At 55.4% G+C, this 16,987-nt stretch carries 15 protein-coding genes; 13 read left to right on the top strand and 2 right to left on the bottom strand.

Translation table 11 applies throughout. The features are described 5' to 3' along the window. The first annotated feature begins 33 nt into the window (after window positions 1–33). The 3 genes from J4772_RS18190 (at window position 34) to holA (ending at window position 2,879) form a co-directional block, all read left to right on the top strand. Window positions 34–582, top strand: coding sequence for an RNA polymerase sigma factor (locus tag J4772_RS18190; RefSeq protein ID WP_116063530.1), 549 nt, complete (start codon window positions 34–36; stop codon window positions 580–582). Next, the gene (locus tag J4772_RS18185) at window positions 579–1,589 is read left to right on the top strand and encodes an anti-sigma factor family protein (RefSeq protein ID WP_209076520.1); all 1,011 of its coding nucleotides are present in this window, start codon (window positions 579–581) and stop codon (window positions 1,587–1,589) included. Before J4772_RS18190 ends, J4772_RS18185 begins: the two co-directional genes overlap by 4 nt. A gap of 258 nt (window positions 1,590–1,847) precedes the next feature. Further along, a complete protein-coding gene (holA, locus tag J4772_RS18180) occupies window positions 1,848–2,879 on the top strand; it encodes a DNA polymerase III subunit delta (RefSeq protein WP_209076518.1) in 1,032 nt (343 codons plus the stop codon). Between the two features lie 165 nt (window positions 2,880–3,044). Here the strand turns inward: holA and rpsT are convergent, their stop codons facing one another. Then, window positions 3,045–3,317: a 30S ribosomal protein S20 gene (gene rpsT, locus J4772_RS18175; RefSeq protein ID WP_116063527.1), complete on the bottom strand. Its 273-nt coding sequence runs from the start codon at window positions 3,315–3,317 to the stop codon at window positions 3,045–3,047. Between the two features lie 130 nt (window positions 3,318–3,447). Here rpsT and gpr point away from each other — a divergent pair, with 130 nt between their 5' ends. The 6 genes from gpr to hemW all read left to right on the top strand — a co-directional run bounded on the left by gpr (window position 3,448) and on the right by hemW (window position 12,020). Beyond that, window positions 3,448–4,452 (top strand): GPR endopeptidase, encoded by a 1,005-nt coding sequence (gene gpr / locus J4772_RS18170; RefSeq protein ID WP_209076516.1) that lies wholly within the window; start codon window positions 3,448–3,450, stop codon window positions 4,450–4,452. A gap of 346 nt (window positions 4,453–4,798) precedes the next feature. Further along, entirely contained in the window at window positions 4,799–6,043 is a 1,245-nt protein-coding gene (locus J4772_RS18165; RefSeq protein ID WP_116063525.1) for a stage II sporulation protein P, read from the top strand. Window positions 6,044–6,058: 15 nt separating this feature from the next. Then, window positions 6,059–6,454, top strand: coding sequence for a hypothetical protein (locus J4772_RS18160; protein ID WP_116063524.1), 396 nt, complete (start codon window positions 6,059–6,061; stop codon window positions 6,452–6,454). 415 nt (window positions 6,455–6,869) lie between these two features. Further along, window positions 6,870–8,834: an endonuclease MutS2 gene (locus J4772_RS18155; RefSeq protein ID WP_209076514.1), complete on the top strand. Its 1,965-nt coding sequence runs from the start codon at window positions 6,870–6,872 to the stop codon at window positions 8,832–8,834. Window positions 8,835–8,961: 127 nt separating this feature from the next. Further along, window positions 8,962–10,779, top strand: coding sequence for a translation elongation factor 4 (gene lepA / locus J4772_RS18150; protein ID WP_116063522.1), 1,818 nt, complete (start codon window positions 8,962–8,964; stop codon window positions 10,777–10,779). 56 nt (window positions 10,780–10,835) lie between these two features. Next, window positions 10,836–12,020 carry a radical SAM family heme chaperone HemW gene (gene hemW / locus J4772_RS18145; RefSeq protein WP_246016723.1) on the top strand — a complete coding sequence of 395 codons (1,185 nt, stop codon included), beginning with the start codon at window positions 10,836–10,838 and terminating at the stop codon, window positions 12,018–12,020. Here the strand turns inward: hemW and J4772_RS18140 are convergent. Beyond that, window positions 11,960–12,571 carry a DUF1572 family protein gene (locus J4772_RS18140; RefSeq protein ID WP_209076512.1) on the bottom strand — a complete coding sequence of 204 codons (612 nt, stop codon included), beginning with the start codon at window positions 12,569–12,571 and terminating at the stop codon, window positions 11,960–11,962. The genes hemW and J4772_RS18140 overlap by 61 nt on opposite strands. A 159-nt stretch (window positions 12,572–12,730) precedes the next feature. On the opposite strand from J4772_RS18140, the gene J4772_RS18135 reads away from it, so the two are divergent. The 4 genes from J4772_RS18135 to dnaK all read left to right on the top strand — a co-directional run bounded on the left by J4772_RS18135 (window position 12,731) and on the right by dnaK (window position 16,946). Beyond that, window positions 12,731–13,237, top strand: a complete 507-nt coding sequence (locus J4772_RS18135) for an N-acetyltransferase (RefSeq protein WP_116063520.1) — start codon at window positions 12,731–12,733, stop codon at window positions 13,235–13,237. 133 nt (window positions 13,238–13,370) lie between these two features. Then, window positions 13,371–14,396 (top strand): heat-inducible transcriptional repressor HrcA, encoded by a 1,026-nt coding sequence (hrcA, locus tag J4772_RS18130; protein WP_116063519.1) that lies wholly within the window; start codon window positions 13,371–13,373, stop codon window positions 14,394–14,396. A 52-nt stretch (window positions 14,397–14,448) separates the two neighbouring features. After that, window positions 14,449–15,033 carry a nucleotide exchange factor GrpE gene (grpE, locus tag J4772_RS18125; RefSeq protein WP_247741135.1) on the top strand — a complete coding sequence of 195 codons (585 nt, stop codon included), beginning with the start codon at window positions 14,449–14,451 and terminating at the stop codon, window positions 15,031–15,033. A gap of 65 nt (window positions 15,034–15,098) precedes the next feature. Next, on the top strand, window positions 15,099–16,946 hold the full coding sequence (dnaK, locus tag J4772_RS18120) for a molecular chaperone DnaK (protein WP_116063518.1): 1,848 nt from the start codon (window positions 15,099–15,101) through the stop codon (window positions 16,944–16,946). Window positions 16,947–16,987: the final 41 nt, after the last annotated feature.

Raw genomic sequence — 16,987 nt, 5'->3', positions numbered from 1 at the left:
CGTCTGTAGAGGTGCAGGGGAGGAGGATCTTCTGTGGTGGAGCCGGCTCTGATCAAAGCCGCACAAGCGGGCGACCGGGAAGCTCTCGTTACGCTACTCCGCGAAATCGAGAATCAAGTGTATCGCACCGCCTATTATTTGCTGAATAACGAGCAGGATGCGCTTGATGCGTCGCAGGATGCGTTGATTCGAATATATACGAAAATCGGATCCTATGAGGAAAAGGCGCAGTTTCGCACCTGGGTGCAGCGAATCGTTACGAATATCTGCATCGACAAGTTTCGGCGCAAAAAGCCGTCCGTATCCATCGAGGAACACGAGATGGTTTTCCAGGCGGGGGATAACGTGGAGACTGAAGTGCTGTCCGCCTATGCCGCGGAAGAAATCAGAGAAGCCATCGGTAAACTTCCCGAGCACCATCGTACCGTTGTCGTTCTCAGGTATCTTCAAGATTTTTCTTATAACGAAATTGCCGATTCTTTGAATTTGCCGCTTAATACTGTTAAATCCTACTTATTTAGAGCCCGGCAGCAATTGCAAATTTTACTCCATGATTATCAGAAAGGTGGTGTCCGGGGATGAAATGCGAAGAGGTGATGGAACTCATGCAGCGCCACATTGACGGCGATCTGGAGCAGCATGAAATATCGCTCATGATCGATCATGCCGATCGCTGCTCGGACTGCGCCGCCATGCTGTCCAGGCTCCGCAAACTATCCAGCGAGCTTGAGCAGCTGCCACGCGTCGTGCCGAAGTTCAGCATCGTGGATTCGATTCTTCCCGAGCTTGAGCGACTCCATGCGGAGGGCGCGACATCCGGAGCGAACGAAGCTGCAGTTGATCCAGCCGCCGCATCGCCGGCGCCGACGTCTGCCCGTTCGCAACGGCCAAGCCGGAATTTTTATCGCAAAATATCGGGCGTCGTCGCCGCGGGGATTGTCGTAGGCTTTCTTCTATTCAGCTCTCCAGGAGAGTGGCTGAAGTCCGGAGGCAGTCAGGACCAAGCTGCAATGCCGGATTTGGCGTCGGCTCCGGAAGCGCGTCAGGAAGCGGCTTCCGCGCCGGAGGCCGGTTTATATTCCATGTCGGAAACGTCGGGCGGCGCACAGGCACAGGACCAGTACGGCGCCGAGATCCAGCCTAAGAGCATATCGCCCTCGTCCAAGGAAGATGTTCCGCAACCGTCGGCAGAGATGCGTAACAACAACATGTCGAACGATGAGGACGTTACGGGAGGCTCTGGGAATGTGCAAGATAAAGAGCCCGTGGAGGTTGAAGTGACACAGCGGCAAACCTTAACGGGAGAAGAAGATCCCGAGATGGCGGGGCTGGCGGCCATTCCTGCGGAACAGGCCGATTCCCCGGACGCCAAGTGGAAGGCCGTCTCCGTAACGGGAAGCGGGACGTTCGAGGTATACAAAATCGAGAACGGCGAATTGCTATACCACTCGGAGCCCAGAGAAGGCAGCATCGGTCAACTGACCTGGAACGAGGAAGGGACCGTTCTGAGCTTTACGGTGATCGATGCCGACGGCAATGCGACGGAATGGCAGTTCGACACGGAGACGTTAACGGAATCCCAAAAATAACGATCGGCTGCGCGGCTGTCACCCTTTAGGGTGCGGCCGCGTATAGTATACGGTAGAAGCCGACGATCGTCTCCGGACTATCGTCACGCTCGTTCGCGCCGGTACCATGGGCCGGCCGGCGGACGTTGATATAGATGTCCGAGAACAAGGGGATCGCGCCTGCATAAGGCACTGTCCCCTTGTCTTGCGACGACGAGGTGTGAACTCCCGCGCCTTTGTAGTACAATGAGAGGAAACAAAGAAGCAAGGAGCGGCAGCATGGACGCCAAGCAAGCTTTTCGCGCGATTAATCAGGGCCAAATTTCGTCGGTGTACGTTTGTTACGGAACCGAATCCTATATTATGAACGAATTTATCGAACGTCTGCAGGAGAAGCTCGTACAGCCGGAGCATAGGGAGATGGCGATCGTTCGCTTCGATACCGGGGAGACACCCGTCGATACGGTGATCGACGAGGCCGAGACGCTGCCGTTTCTCGTACCGAGCAAAATCGTGCTCGTACGGGATCAGGTTCTGTTCGCCGCGGGCAAGGAATCCGCCAAGATCGAGCATCGCCCCGAGCGGCTTATCGCTTATATGGAGCAGCCGTTAGAATCGACGGTGCTTGTTTTTACCGTGCCGCTGGAGAAGCTGGACGAACGCAAAAAAACGGTCAAGACGGCCAAGGCGAAAGATTGCGTCGTTCCGTTCGCCGCGCTGCAGCCTGAAGAGCTTCTGCGCTGGATTGTCAAGCGGGCGGCTAGTCAAGGGCGCACAATGGAAGCTGACGCCGCAGACGAGCTTCTGCGCCGCGTAGGCACCGATATGCGCGCACTGGCGGCGGAGACGGACAAGCTGTGTCTGCATGCGGGACAGGGAGGGACAGTCTCATCCTCGGCGATCCGGGAGCTCGTGCCGATGGCGACGGAGCAGAATGTGTTTAAGCTGACGGAGGAGTTGGCCGCGCTCCGAACCGCTGAGGCGATCTCGCTGTATCACGAACTGCTGAAGCAGCGGGAGGAGCCGATTAAGCTAATGGCGCTGCTCGTCCGCCAATTCCGCAACATGCTCTACGTGAAGGAGCTGGGTGGCCAAGGCTACTCCTCGCAGCAGATGGCCTCCCAGATCGGCCTGCATCCGTATGCAGCGAAAATTACGGCCGAGCAGGCGCGCAAGTTCAGCATGGAGCGGTTGGCTGCGCTGCTCGGCGAGCTTGCGGATTTGGACTATGCGATGAAGTCGGGCAAAATCGATAAGACGCTGGGCCTCGAACTGTTTCTGCTGCGTACCGGTTCGCGTGGAGCGAGCTGAGTACTTTCCAATCTCTGCCTGATTGCCGTTGTTGCGTTCCACATCCGGACATAACATGAAATCAAACCAAAAAAGCCATCCTATAAGCAGGACAAACCTGCCGAGGATGGCTTCTTCATGGCTGCCGCCGAGGGGCGGCCGGCCGCATATGCGTCAGGCGCAGCCTTAAGCTTGCGCGGACAATGCGTTGAGCTTTTTGGCGAGACGGGACTTTTTGCGAGCGGCTGCATTTTTGTGAATGAGGCCTTTGGTTGCCGCTTTGTCCAGCTTCTTCTGAGCCGCGCCGTATGCTGCTTGAGCAGCGTTCACGTCCGTTCCAATTACCGCTGCGTCGGCTTGTTTAACAGCCGTACGAAGAGCGGATTTAGCCGAAGCGTTGCGCAGGCGGCGAGCTTCGTTCGTTTTGGTACGTTTGATTGCGGATTTGATGTTTGGCATTCTTTTCACCTCCAGATCAAACAGAAAGTATTTCTCCACACAACTTGTAACATTCTATCATGCAAGGGGGTAAAAAGCAAGGCTGTTTTCCCACCACAATCCGCAAACGAAAGGGGCTTCGATACACCCGATGGACAAGGATTTATCGATGTACAGCATACGTACCGATCTGGCGCTGGAAGCGAAGGAAATCGCCGCTCAAGGGCAGGAGACGCCCGATATTCCGGGCCTGTGGTCGGAGGCGGAGAGCAGGGACGGCATCACCGTTACCCGGATGGAAATCAAGGATAATCAAGCCGCGCAACGGATCGGCAAAATGGTTGGACACTACGTCACGCTGGAAGTGCCCGGAATGCGGCAAGGCGACACCGAGCTTCAGGATAAGGTGGCCACCTCGATGGCGAAGGAATTCGAAGCTTTTCTGCAGCGAATCGGGGTGACCCCCAAGCATAGCGTGCTCGTCGTCGGGTTGGGCAACTGGAACGTTACGCCGGACGCCCTCGGACCGATCGTCGTGGAAAATATGATGGTGACGCGGCACTTTTTCGAGCTGATGCCGGACCAGGTAAGTCCGGGTTATCGGGCGGTCAGCGCCGTGGCGCCGGGGGTGCTGGGCACGACGGGCATCGAATCGAGCGACATCGTGCTGGGTATAGTGGAGAAGGCGAAGCCCGATCTGGTCATCGCCATTGACGCCCTTGCCTCCAAATCCCTTGAGCGGGTCAATACGACGATTCAGATTGCCGATACGGGCATTCACCCCGGCTCGGGCATCGGCAACAAGCGCAAAGGGTTGACCAAGGATATTCTCGGCGTGCCCTGCATCGGAATCGGCGTTCCGACCGTCGTGTACGCGTCGACAATTGTGAACAATACGATGGACATGGTGCTCGAGCATATGAAGCAGCATACGGACAACACCGATCCGATGTTCGGCATTTTCGGCAAGATGGCCGATAATGAACGGCTGCAGCTCGTGCGGGAGGTACTTCATCCGCTTGGTCACGATTTGCTCGTGACGCCCAAGGAGATCGACAAGTTTATCGAGGATATCGCCAATGTCATCGCCAGCGGGCTGAACGCCGCCCTTCACGAAGCTGTCGACACCGACAATGTGGCCGCTTATACGCACTGACAGCCAGAGGCTGTCCCATAAGTAAAAAGAGTCGTACGAAAAGATGATCGTTTGAGAATGTTGCCGTGCATGTATCTCCTTCCGATGCTATACGAGCCCGAAATGGGAATGGGTAAACCCGTTAAGAGGTCATTTCAGGAACGTATGAGGCAGTCTCAGGAGATGCATGCACTTTTTCTGATCGATCATCTTGTACAACTCTGCTTAGGGGACAGCCTCTTCTCTTATTCTACCAGTCTCTATCAATCTCCCGGTTCTAGCATTCCCGGCTATCTCATAGGATAAGGTACCTGGGAAAAAAGAGAAGGCGTTTTCGCAAGACGAAGGCACCGGGAGGTAGAGCAACATGAAACGGATGAACGCAGCGACGGATTGGTCGCTTCTGCGCGCGAAGTGGCGCAAAATTCTGATCACGGGACGCGCTTTTATTTTGCTGAGTGCAAGCTCAATGGTGTTGTTTATTTTATTGGGACTCGGGGGCATGTTGCAAAACAAGCTCGCCGTCTCGCCGCTGCAATCGATGAAGGGTATGGCGGCTTCGTTGTCTGGACAATTTTTTCAATCGTTGATTGCAATGGAGTTGCCCCATATGGAAACTACGGCGGATTCGCCGTTCGAGAGTGGACGAATGGCCTCGTTCCTGCTGCGATTCATGACCGACATCAATCCCGACAATCCGAAGAGCTTGCTTTCATTGGAGCTTCCGGGCATGGACAGAGATCGCTCCGTGCTGCTTCGACCGGGCTCGGGAGTGCCGGAAGCGCCGGAGGATCACGGCCCGCTTGGAGAGGAAGAGCCGGACGGGGAGCATGGAGAGCCGGCCACCGATCCGCACGATCCCGACAATTTTCCGGAGACGGTTCCCGATCAGGAGCCCACGGCTTCTCCCCAGCCGACCGAGAGTAAGCCGCCGGAGGAAGGAGCGCCAACGACGGATGGGCGCAAAATCGCCTTCATCTACCATTCTCATAACCGCGAATCCTATTACCCGGAGCTTAAGAAAGGGACGAAGGATCCGAACTCGGGGAAAATCAACGTCACTTTGGTCGGCAAACGGCTTACTAGCCAGCTGGAAAAGCGCGGAATCGGAGCGGTTCACTCGCCGAAGGATTATCCGACCTCGATTCAGGGCTATAATTGGAATTATTCGTATAAATATTCTTTGCAGACCGTGCGTCAGGCGATGGCGGATAATGACAGCCTGCAATTTTTCTTCGACATCCACCGCGATTCGCAGAGGCGCTCGAAGACGACGGCGACGATCAAAGGCAAGGATTACGCTCAGGTGTACTTTATTATCGGACACCGCAATTCGAATTGGCGCGAGAACGAAGACTTCGCCAATCGCATTCACGAACGGCTGGAGAAGCAGTACCCGGGCTTGTCCAGGGGGGTGTGGGGCAAGACGGCGGCCAACGGCAACGGCGAATACAACCAATCCGTGTCTCCCGGCAGCGTCCTGATCGAGATTGGCGGCGTAGACAATACGCTTGAGGAGTGCTACCGCACCGCGGATGCGCTGGCGAAAATCATTGCGGAAATGTATTGGAACGACGAGAAGGCAATTAAAGCGGACAAGCCGCAAAAATAAAAGGAGGGCGCCTGGATGCGCAGAGATTTTTTCAGATTGCTGATTTTGGCCGGAATTCTCGGATTCGCCGTTCTGTACGGCATGGAGCTGTCGTCCAAAGGGATCGAGAATGTCAAGGGCCCGTGGGAGACGGAGGGCGCAACGGTCGAGCAGCCTGTCGGCGACGAAGACTGGACGCTGCCCGTGAAGGAGCCTCGGCAAGGCGAGAAATCCCGGGAGCAAAGCACCCCGTCTTCGGCGGCCAATGAGGGACAGGCAGAGGGGGAAGACGGAGCACAGTCCGGCATCCCGCGAGCGGATCGCGAGCCCATCGTCGACCGGATGTCGGGCAGAACGGCCGAGGTGCTGCACGACCTGTCCCGCAACGGCATTCGCATGGTCGTTTCCTTGTTTGACAAAGTGCTCGGATAAGGCTTCGGCGCACGGGTTGACTCGGAGCAGACTGTAGACTATGATAAAAGTAATTCCGTTTCAAAGGGGAAATTTTAATGTTGGTATTGGTTCTGAACTGAATTATTCAATAGGTCGCTAACGGTCCATACAAGAAGCAACGAGCCTTGAATGACGAAGGTTTGTTTGTTGACGGATGGCGCGTGCGACCGGGATAACCAGTGAGGAACCGGACAAGACCGCCCCTTCCGAAGCGAAGCTATCGGGGAGATCTGCCGTGCTCATCAGGGTACGGTTTTTTTGCGCGATTTTTCGGGTTTGCGCCCGTCGGATCGTGCGTCTCTTCGAGGCTTTCTCAGGCAGGCTGCGAGCTTGCGCCGTTGGCGCATGTCCTCGCGGCCTGCTTTTTTTATTTTCCTTACAGGAGGTTTAACCAATGAGACAGCATTCCTTGAACAAACTAGAGTATCCTCGCGCGATCGCCTCGCTCATGAATTACGCCGTGACGTATTTGGGGAAAAAGAGAATCGAGCAGTTGCAGCCGATGGCGGATATCGAGATCATACGGCGCAAGCTGGCGGAGACGGAGGAAGCGAGCCGACTGATGGCCAGAGGCGCCCATCCGCCCGTTCCTTCGTTGGAAGGGATGGAGACGCTGACGGCGCTGCTTGGCACGGGATATGTGCTGACCGAGCAGGACTTCGGCCATCTTGTCCAATTCGCGCGAAGCTGCGAGCAGCTTCAACAGTACTTGGCCGCCAAGAGGAGCGAGTTTCCATCGGTGGCCGGCTACGGTATGTCGATGCATAATCTTAAGCCGCTCAGGGAGTCGATCGAAGCTTGCGTCGACCGGGGGCGCATCGTCGATACGGCGAGTCCGGACCTGCATAAGATTCGGAAGAAAATCCGCGCCGCGGAGGAAAAGCTGCAAAAGAAGCTGGAAAGCCTGATGTCCAAGCTGGCGGACTGCTTGCAGGAGAAAATCGTCAGCCGAAGAGACGGTCGATTCGTGCTGCCTGTGAAGCGGGAGCACCGCAAACGCGTGCCGGGCGCGGTGCTGGACGAATCGGCAAGCGGCCAGACGATATTCGTCGAGCCGTCCGAGCTGGCCGGGCCGCAGATGGAGTTGAGCGAGCTGCGTTTTCAGGAGAGCCGCGAGGAGACGTTGGTGCTCGCCCGGTTGACTGGGGAAGCGGAGGCTTATGCGCAAGAGATGGAGGTTAATCTCGACGCTGTCGGATACTGCGATTTTCTGTTTGCGAAGGCGAAGTGGGGGCTGGCAATCGGAGGTGTCGCGCCGGAGGTGAACGGCAGCCGCGCACTGGATCTGAAGGAGGCTCGCCATCCGTTTCTGGCGACGAAGGCGGTGCCGCTTAATATTCGCGTCGGCGACGGCTACCGTGCGCTGTTGATCACGGGACCGAATACCGGCGGTAAAACGGTTGCGCTCAAGACCGCAGGGCTGCTCACGTTGATGGCGCAATCGGGGTTGCTTATCCCTGCGGCTGCAGGGAGCGCAATCGCTGTGTTCCAAGCAGTTGAAGTCGATATCGGAGACGGTCAAAGCCTGGAATCGTCGCTGAGCACGTTTTCCTCCCATCTGCGCAATGTCAACGACATTCTTGCTCACGCGGGGCCTTCGACGCTGGTGCTGCTGGACGAACTGGCGACCGGCACCGATCCGGGAGAAGGAGTCGGCCTTTCGATCGCCGTCCTGGAGGAGCTGTATCGGCGGGGCTGCATCATTATGGCGACGACGCATTTTAACGAGATCAAGGAATACGCGCGCGTCGCGGAGGGCTTCCGCAACGCGCGAATGGCGTTTGACGAAGAGACGCTCAGCCCGTTGTACCGACTGGATATGGGGGAGGCCGGCAACAGCTACGCTTTCGTCATCGCCGCCAAACTGGGCATAGCGCCGACCGTGATTGAGAGGGCGCGGGAGATTGCCGAACGGTTGAAGGAGGGACGGAGCGAGACGATCGTTCCTGCAGCTAAGGAGAAGTCGTCAATTGTTCCCCCTTCCGGCAACGGCGCTCGCCACTCCTCGCGACATTCGCACCGACATGCTAATAACCAGAAGAACTCGGAGCAGAACAAGCAGGAGCTTGCCGAACGCTGGTCCGTCGGAGACCTGGTGTTCATTCCGCATCTGCGCAAACCGGGCGTTATCTATCGATTGCCGGACGAACGCGGCAACCTGATCGTGCAGGTGCAGCAGGAGAAGATCAAGCTTAATCATAAACGGATTCGCAAATATATCGACAAGAAGCATTTGTACCCCGGCGAAGATTACGACTTGAATATCGTGTTCGACTCGGTCGAAAATCGCAAGAAGCGGCATCTGATGGGCAAGCGTCATGTAGACGGACTGACGATCGAGAACCCTTCGGAAGATTAGAGCGATTGCCGGCTTCGCCACCTCTGCGTCCCCGCTCCAGACGACTCATTGATGAGAGCGGCGGACGCTGTTATAATGAAGTGATCGTCATTTGACGTTATGGAACCGGCTGGAGGTACTCATTGGAATGGCAGAACTGTCTATCAAGCAAAGCCACATTCGCAATTTTTGCATTATCGCGCATATCGACCACGGCAAATCGACGCTGGCCGACCGCATTTTGGAATATACGGGCGCACTGACCTCCCGCGAAATGCAGGAGCAGGTGCTGGACTCGATGGATCTGGAGCGGGAGCGCGGCATTACGATTAAGATGACGGCCGTTCGGTTGCTGTATAAGGCCGACGACGGCGAAACCTACTTGCTCCATCTAATCGACACGCCGGGGCATGTCGACTTTACGTACGAGGTGTCGCGCAGCTTGGCTGCGTGCGAGGGCGCAATTCTCGTCGTTGACGCGGCGCAGGGCATCGAAGCCCAGACGCTTGCCAACGTTTACTTGGCGCTCGACAACAACCTGGAGATCGTCCCGGTCATCAATAAGATCGATCTGCCGAGCGCCGAACCGGATCGCGTCAAGCAGGAGATCGAGGACGTCATCGGACTCGATGCCAGCGACGCCGTACTCGCTTCCGCGAAGAACGGGATCGGTATCAGGGAAATTCTTGAACAAGTCGTCAAGCAGGTTCCGCCTCCGCAAGGAGATCGCGACAAGCCGCTGAAGGCGCTTATTTTCGATTCCCATTATGATGCATATAAAGGTGTCGTCTGCTCCATTCGCGTCATCGACGGCACGATCAAGGCCGGCACGAGAATGAAGTTTATGGCGACGGGAGCGCAGTTCGATGTTGTCGAGGTAGGCACATTCATGCCGCGCCCGACGGCTGTAACCGAGCTTGGACCGGGAGACGTGGGCTTCGTCAGCGCTTCGATCAAGAACGTGAAGGATACGCGGGTCGGGGATACGATCACCGATGCCAAAAATCCGACCCCCGAGCCGCTTGCGGGCTACCGAAGCATTAACCCGATGGTGTTCTGCGGCATGTATCCGATCGATTCGACGGACTACAATGACTTGCGGGATGCGCTGGAGAAGCTGGAGCTGAACGACGCTTCGCTGCGTTACGAGCCGGAGTCCTCTCAGGCGCTCGGATTCGGCTACCGTTGCGGTTTCCTGGGGATGCTGCATATGGAGATCATTCAGGAGAGGATCGAGCGCGAGTTCAATATTCCGCTTATTACGACCGCTCCGAGCGTTATTTACCGGGTGACCTTCACGAACGGGGAAGTGCAGGAAATTTCCAACCCGGCCGACTATCCGGATTCCGCCAAAATCGATTTCGTCGAGGAGCCTTACGTCAAGGCGTCGATTATCGTTCCGAACGACTACGTAGGCGCGATTATGGATTTGTGTCAGGGCAAACGCGGCGAGTTTATCGATATGCAGTATCTGGACACGAATCGCGTTACGATTCAATACAACGTACCGCTGGCTGAGATCGTCTACGATTTCTTTGACCAGCTTAAGTCAAGCACGAAGGGCTATGCTTCGTTCGACTACGAACTGATCGGCTATCGACAGTCTTCCCTCGTCAAGATGGACATTTTGCTTAACGCCGAGAAGGTCGATGCGCTTTCGTTTATCGTGCATAGAGATCGCGCCTACAACCGCGGGCGAGTCATCTGCGAGAAGCTGAAGGATCTGATTCCGCGCCAGATGTTCGAGGTTCCGATCCAGGCCGCTGTCGGGCAGAAGATCGTTTCCCGCGAGACGATCAAGGCGATGCGCAAAAACGTGCTCGCCAAATGTTACGGCGGCGACATCTCGCGTAAGCGCAAGCTGCTCGACAAGCAGAAGGAAGGCAAGAAGCGGATGAAGCAGGTCGGCAACGTCGAAGTTCCGCAGGAAGCCTTCATGGCCGTACTGAAGCTGGACGATGATTAAAACAGGGAAGCGGGCTGCCGGCCCGCTTTTCTCGTTATACGAGGGGAACAACCAACATGACCGATTCCGAGAGGACGACGCCTATGCCGCCGCTGCATCGGTGGACGCCGAGAGCGCTGTACATTCATATTCCTTTTTGCACGAACAAGTGTTTTTATTGCGATTTCAACTCTTATGTCGCCGCAGGCCAGCCGATCGACGCTTATTTGGACGCGTTGGAAAATGAAATGCGACTGACGGTTGAGGCGCTGCCGCCAACGGCTATCGATACGGTATTCGTAGGCGGGGGAACGCCGACCGTGCTGACTCCGCCGCAGATGAGCCGATTTCTGGCGGCGGTGAAGCGGCATTTTCCGCTTGCGGACGATGTGGAGTTTACGATGGAAGCCAATCCGGGTACAACCGATATGGACAAGCTTGCGGCCATGCGCGAAGGCGGCGTGAACCGGATCAGCTTCGGCGCGCAGACATTCGACAACGCCCTCCTGGAGAGGATCGGTAGAATCCACGCCGCTCAGGACGTCGTACAGAGTATCGCCAACGCCAAAGCGGCCGGGTTTACGAATCTGTCGATCGACCTGATGTTCGGACTGCCGAACCAGACGCTCGCGCAGCTTCAGGACAGCGTGAACAAGGCGCTGGAGCTTGATTTGCCGCACTATTCTCTTTACGGGCTGAAGGTGGAGGAAAATACGCTGTTTTACCGCCTGTACCAGCGGGACGAGCTGCCGCTGCCCGAGGAAGAGGAAGAGGTGGCGATGTACGAGTATTTAATCGAGCGATTAAGCGGGGCGGGCTATCGCCATTACGAGATCAGCAATTTCGCGAGGCCGGGCTTCGAAAGCAGACACAATACGGTGTACTGGCATAACGAGCCGTATTACGGACTCGGCGCAGGCGCTCATGGCTACGCTCTCGGGCAGCGTCATATCAATATTAAGGGTGTGCAGCCGTATATCGATGCGGCGGGGCGCGACTTGCCCAGATTGGAGCGCAGCAGTGTCAGCGCGGAGGAAGCGATGGGCGACTTCATGATGGTAGGCCTGCGGCTAAGAGAAGGCGTGACGCCGGCCGGCTTCGCCAAGCAGTTTGGCGGAGCCGGTCTGGAGGAAGTATTCGGACGAGAGCTGGCAAGGCTGGTCGATCAAGGTTTGCTGGAGCGGTCGGAGCATGATCAAGGCTATCGGCTGACATCGCGGGGCGTACTGCTTGGCAACGAGGTGTTTGGAGCGTTCGTCTGACGCAGCAACATCTCCTCGTTGAACTTGGCCGATCGGCCTTTGGCGATGCTAAGCGTCTGCCATTCCGTCGATTTGTACGCCTTGGCGACATAGACAAGCTGGCCCACATGGTAGCCGTAATGGGAAATTTGCCGATGGATTGCCTGAAGGACGGTATGAGGCTGGCCGCGGATCGTCACCTCTAGCAGCAGATCCTCCGGCTTTAATCCGTTTAACGCATTGAACAGCACGGCCCATCCCTTCTCCCACACTTCTTGAAGCTGGGCAAGGCTGGAAATATCATCGACGAATTCATCGTCGCGGTTGCGCCCCGGCTTCTCGCCATCCGCATGCGGGAAGTCGGTCCAACGCGAGACCATGTTGCCGGACATATGTTTGACGATGACGGAGATGCTATTGCTTTCCGGTTCCGGCTGCCAGTTCAAGCCACGCTCGTCAAGCTGGGCGATCGCCCGATCGCCTAGCTTTTTTTGTCCCTCAAAGTCGGATTTCGCTACTGCGAGAACGTGTGCGGCCAGATCCGAAATGAATGTGCCGGATTTGTGTTCCATCGCGGGAGACTTCCTTTCTATGAATAAGTGTAGTTAACCTAATCAGTATTGTAATCCATCGGAAGCCGCCTCGGAGAAAAAACTTGGAGAATTGTCTCTTGAGGGTTCTGTTCAGATGTTGTATATTTATACAATCATATTCAGTGGATGAGAGAAGGAATGGTTATGTCGGTCGTCTGCCGCTCAGCAGTGCCTGAGGACGTAGAGGCACTTTATGAACTTATAGAAGGATATGCCGCCAAAGGCATTATGCTGCCCAGATCAAGGGAGGCCCTTGCCCGTACAATCGACACGTTTATCGTCGCTTCCGACGATGAGCGGCTGATCGGTTGCGGCTCGTTGTGCCGACTCGGCAGCGATCTCGTGGAGATCCGTTCGCTTGGCATTGCGGACGGCTATAAGGGGCAGGGTATCGGAAGCAAGCTAGTGGACGCGTTAATCGCCGAAGCTAAGCTTCAGGGCATTCCTAAAGTTATGGCGCTCACCTATGAATCGGCATTTTTCCAGAAGAACGGCTTTCAGATCGTCGACAAGGAAATTTTCCCCGAGAAAGTATGGACGGATTGCGTCAATTGCCCGAAGCAGCATTGCTGCGACGAAATCGCCGTAGTACGGATCATTGAACCGGCGCAAGAGAACGAGCAGTTAAGTTTTGCCCAAATGTAAGCGAACATGCCAAATCGAGCGGGAACGTCCTTGACATGACGGCCCTCGATTTGGTATTTTTGTAGTAGCCTTTAGCACTCGTCGTAATTGAGTGCTAACGATAACGGAAAGCTACCTTAAGGAGGAGATACGGATGCTGAGTGAACGCCAACGCATGATCCTGAATGCGATTATTGACGATTATATCCGATCTGCGGAGCCGGTCGGTTCCCGCAGCATCTCCAAGCGCGGAGACGTATCCTTCAGCCCTGCGACCATTCGCAACGAGATGGCCGATCTGGAGGAGATGGGATTGCTTGAGCAGCCTCACACATCCGCTGGACGTATTCCTTCTATTAAGGGCTACCGTTATTATGTGGATCATCTCGTCACATTGGGAGCCATTAGAGACCGGGATGCGCGAGTGATCCGTTCCTTTTTCGCCGAGAAAATGACGCATTGGGAAGGCATTGTCGAGCATGCCGCAACGATTCTGTCCCAGATGACGAACTACACCTCGATCGTACTCGGGCCGGAGACGTTTAACACGGCATTGAAGCATTTTCAGATCATTCCGCTGACGGACAATTCCGCTGTCGCGATTATCGTGACGAACACCGGACATGTCGAGCATCGGACGATCTCGATCCCGGAAGGCATTTCGATGGATGATATGACTAAAATCGTCAATTTGCTCAACGACAAACTATCCGGAGTGCCGTTCTACAAAGTCAAGGCGGTTCTGCACAGCGAAGTCGCCAAGGAGCTTAGCCGTTACGTGGAGCGAGTCGAGGAGATTGTTGCGCTGCTTGAACAGACAATCGACGATAAGCAGGAGCCGAAAGTATTTTTGAGCGGCGCGTCCAACATGCTGACTCAACCTGAGTTCAAGGATGTTGACAAAGCGAAATCGATTCTCGGCATGCTGGAGGAAACTCCGCTGGTCATCCAGCTATTCCAATCGAATCCGGGAGGCATCCAGGTGAAGATCGGGACGGAAAATGCTCACGAGGCCATCAATCATTGCAGTCTGATTACCGCGACTTATTCCTTCGACGGACAGTCGCTCGGCACGATCGGCATTTTGGGTCCAACCCGAATGGAGTACGCGAAAGTGATCGGCTTGCTCGATTATTTATCCAAGGATATCGCCCAGTTGATGTCCCGTTGGCATAAATAAAAGGTTGCATAGCCCCCGAAAACGGGAGGCACGGTAAGGAGGTGAATCGTACATGAGTACGAATGAAATGAAGGAGTCTGCAAACATGGATGAACGTCAGGAAGAGATTTTGGAACAGGAAGAAGTAATCGAAGCTAACGATTCGGCTGCTTCCGGCGAAGAAACGAAGGAACAGACAACCGGCGAGAGCGTGCGCATCGCCGAACTGGAGCGTTTGGCGGATGAACATCAAAATCGCTATTTGCGCGCACAGGCAGACTTCGATAACTTCCGCAGACGTACGCAAAAGGAGAAGGAAGAGCTGGCGCAGTACGCTTCGATGAAGCTGATTACGCAACTGCTGCCCGTTCTCGACAACTTCAACCGCGCGCTTCAAGCGGGCGAAGGAGCAAGCGGTACGGAATCTTTCGCCAAGGGCGTCGATATGATCTTCCGCCAGCTGTCTCAGGTGCTGGAAGCGGAAGGACTTAAGACGATGGAGGCCGAAGGCCAGCCGTTCGATCCGGAATTGCATCAGGCGATTATGCGGGTGGAGAGCGACGAGCACGAAGAAGGCACGGTCGTCGAAGTCGTTCAAACCGGTTATATGTTAAAAGATAAAGTAATACGCCCTGCGATGGTGAAAGTCAGCGGCTAAGCGCAGCTTTCTTCGGGCAAGAAGGAAGACGAAGCGCACTTATATTAAAGGAGGAACATCCAGTTATGAGCAAAGTTATCGGAATTGACCTCGGTACGACGAACTCGTGCGTCGCGGTCATGGAAGGCGGCGAAGCCGTCGTTATCCCTAACGCCGAAGGCAACCGCACAACGCCTTCCGTTGTCGGCTTCAAGAAAGACGGAGAGCGCGTCGTCGGTGAAACGGCGAAGCGTCAGGCTATTACGAACCCGGATCGCACAGTAAGTTCGATCAAGCGTCATATGGGCTCCACCCATAAAGAAACGATCGAAGACAAAACGTATTCCGCTCCGGAAATTTCCGCGATTATCCTGCAGAAGCTGAAAGCAGACGCAGAAGCATACTTAGGTCAAGCTGTAACGCAAGCGGTTATTACCGTCCCTGCATATTTTAACGATAGCCAGCGTCAAGCGACGAAGGATGCCGGCAACATTGCAGGCCTTGAAGTGCTGCGGATTGTCAACGAGCCTACCGCAGCAGCTCTTGCGTACGGCTTCGAGAAGCAAGAGGATCAAACGATTCTCGTATTCGACCTCGGCGGCGGTACGTTCGACGTCAGTATTTTGGAGCTGGGCGACGGCTTCTTCGAAGTTAAAGCGACGAGCGGAGACAACCATCTCGGCGGCGACGACTTCGACCAAGTGGTCATGGAATGGCTGTCCGGCGAGTTCAAGAAAGAGCACGGCATTGATCTGCTGAAGGACAAATCCGCAGTACAGCGTCTGAAAGATGCGGCCGAGAAAGCGAAAAAAGAGCTGTCTGGCGTCGTTTCTACTACAATTTCGCTGCCGTTTATTACGGTAGTGGACGGAGTACCTCAGCACTTGGAGTTGAACCTGAGCCGTTCGAAGTTCGACGAATTGACGGCCAACCTGGTCGAGCGGACGATGGCGCCTACTCGTCAAGCGCTGTCGGATTCCGGATTGACTGCTTCGGATATTGATAAAGTCGTCTTGGTCGGCGGTTCCACGCGTATTCCCGCCGTTCAGGAAGCGATCAAGAAGCTGACGGGCAAAGAGCCGCACAAAGGCGTTAACCCGGACGAAGTCGTTGCTCTCGGCGCTGCCGTTCAAGCAGGCGTATTGACGGGCGAAGTTAAAGATGTCGTTCTTCTCGACGTCACTCCGCTGTCGCTCGGCATCGAAACAGCCGGCGGCGTGCTGACGAAGATGATCGATCGCAACACGACGATCCCTACGAGCAAATCGCAGGTATTCTCGACTTACGCCGACATGCAGACGCAAGTTGAAATCCACGTGCTGCAAGGCGAGCGCGCGATGGCCAAGGACAACAAGACGCTCGGTCGTTTCGCTCTGAGCGAAATCCCGCCAGCACCGCGCGGCGTGCCGCAAATCGAAGTCACCTTCGACATCGATGCCAACGGTATCGTTAACGTATCCGCTCTCGATAAGGGCACGGGTAAAACGCAAAAAATTACGATCACTTCCTCCGGCGGCTTGAGCAAGGAAGACATTGAACGCATGCAGAAGGAAGCTGAGCTGCACGCGGAAGAGGACAAAGCTCGTCGCGAGCTGGTCGAAGCGAAGAACAATGCGGATCAGTTGATCTACAGCGTCGACAAAACGATCAAGGATCTTGGCGACAAAGTCGATGCGGGAGAGATTGAGAAAGCGAATGCCGCGAAAGAGAAGTTGACAACGGCAGTCGCTTCCGATAACCTTGAACAGATCAAACAAGCGACTGAAGAATTGACAGAGATTGTTCAGCAGCTTTCCGTCAAGCTTTATGAGCAGGCACAGCAAGCTCAGCCGGGTCAAGATGCAGGTGCGGACGCAGGCTCCGCGGGCTCCGGTCCAGCAAGAGAGAACGTTGTCGATGCCGACTATGAAGTCGTCGACGAAGATAAGAAATAATTCGAATTGCGCGCATACACGGAAAGTCAAAGTCGATTCCC

Source organism: Cohnella sp. LGH (assembly GCF_017671885.1).
GTDB lineage: Bacteria > Bacillota > Bacilli > Paenibacillales > Paenibacillaceae > Cohnella > Cohnella phaseoli.
This window is presented reverse-complemented; position numbering and strand designations above follow the sequence as displayed.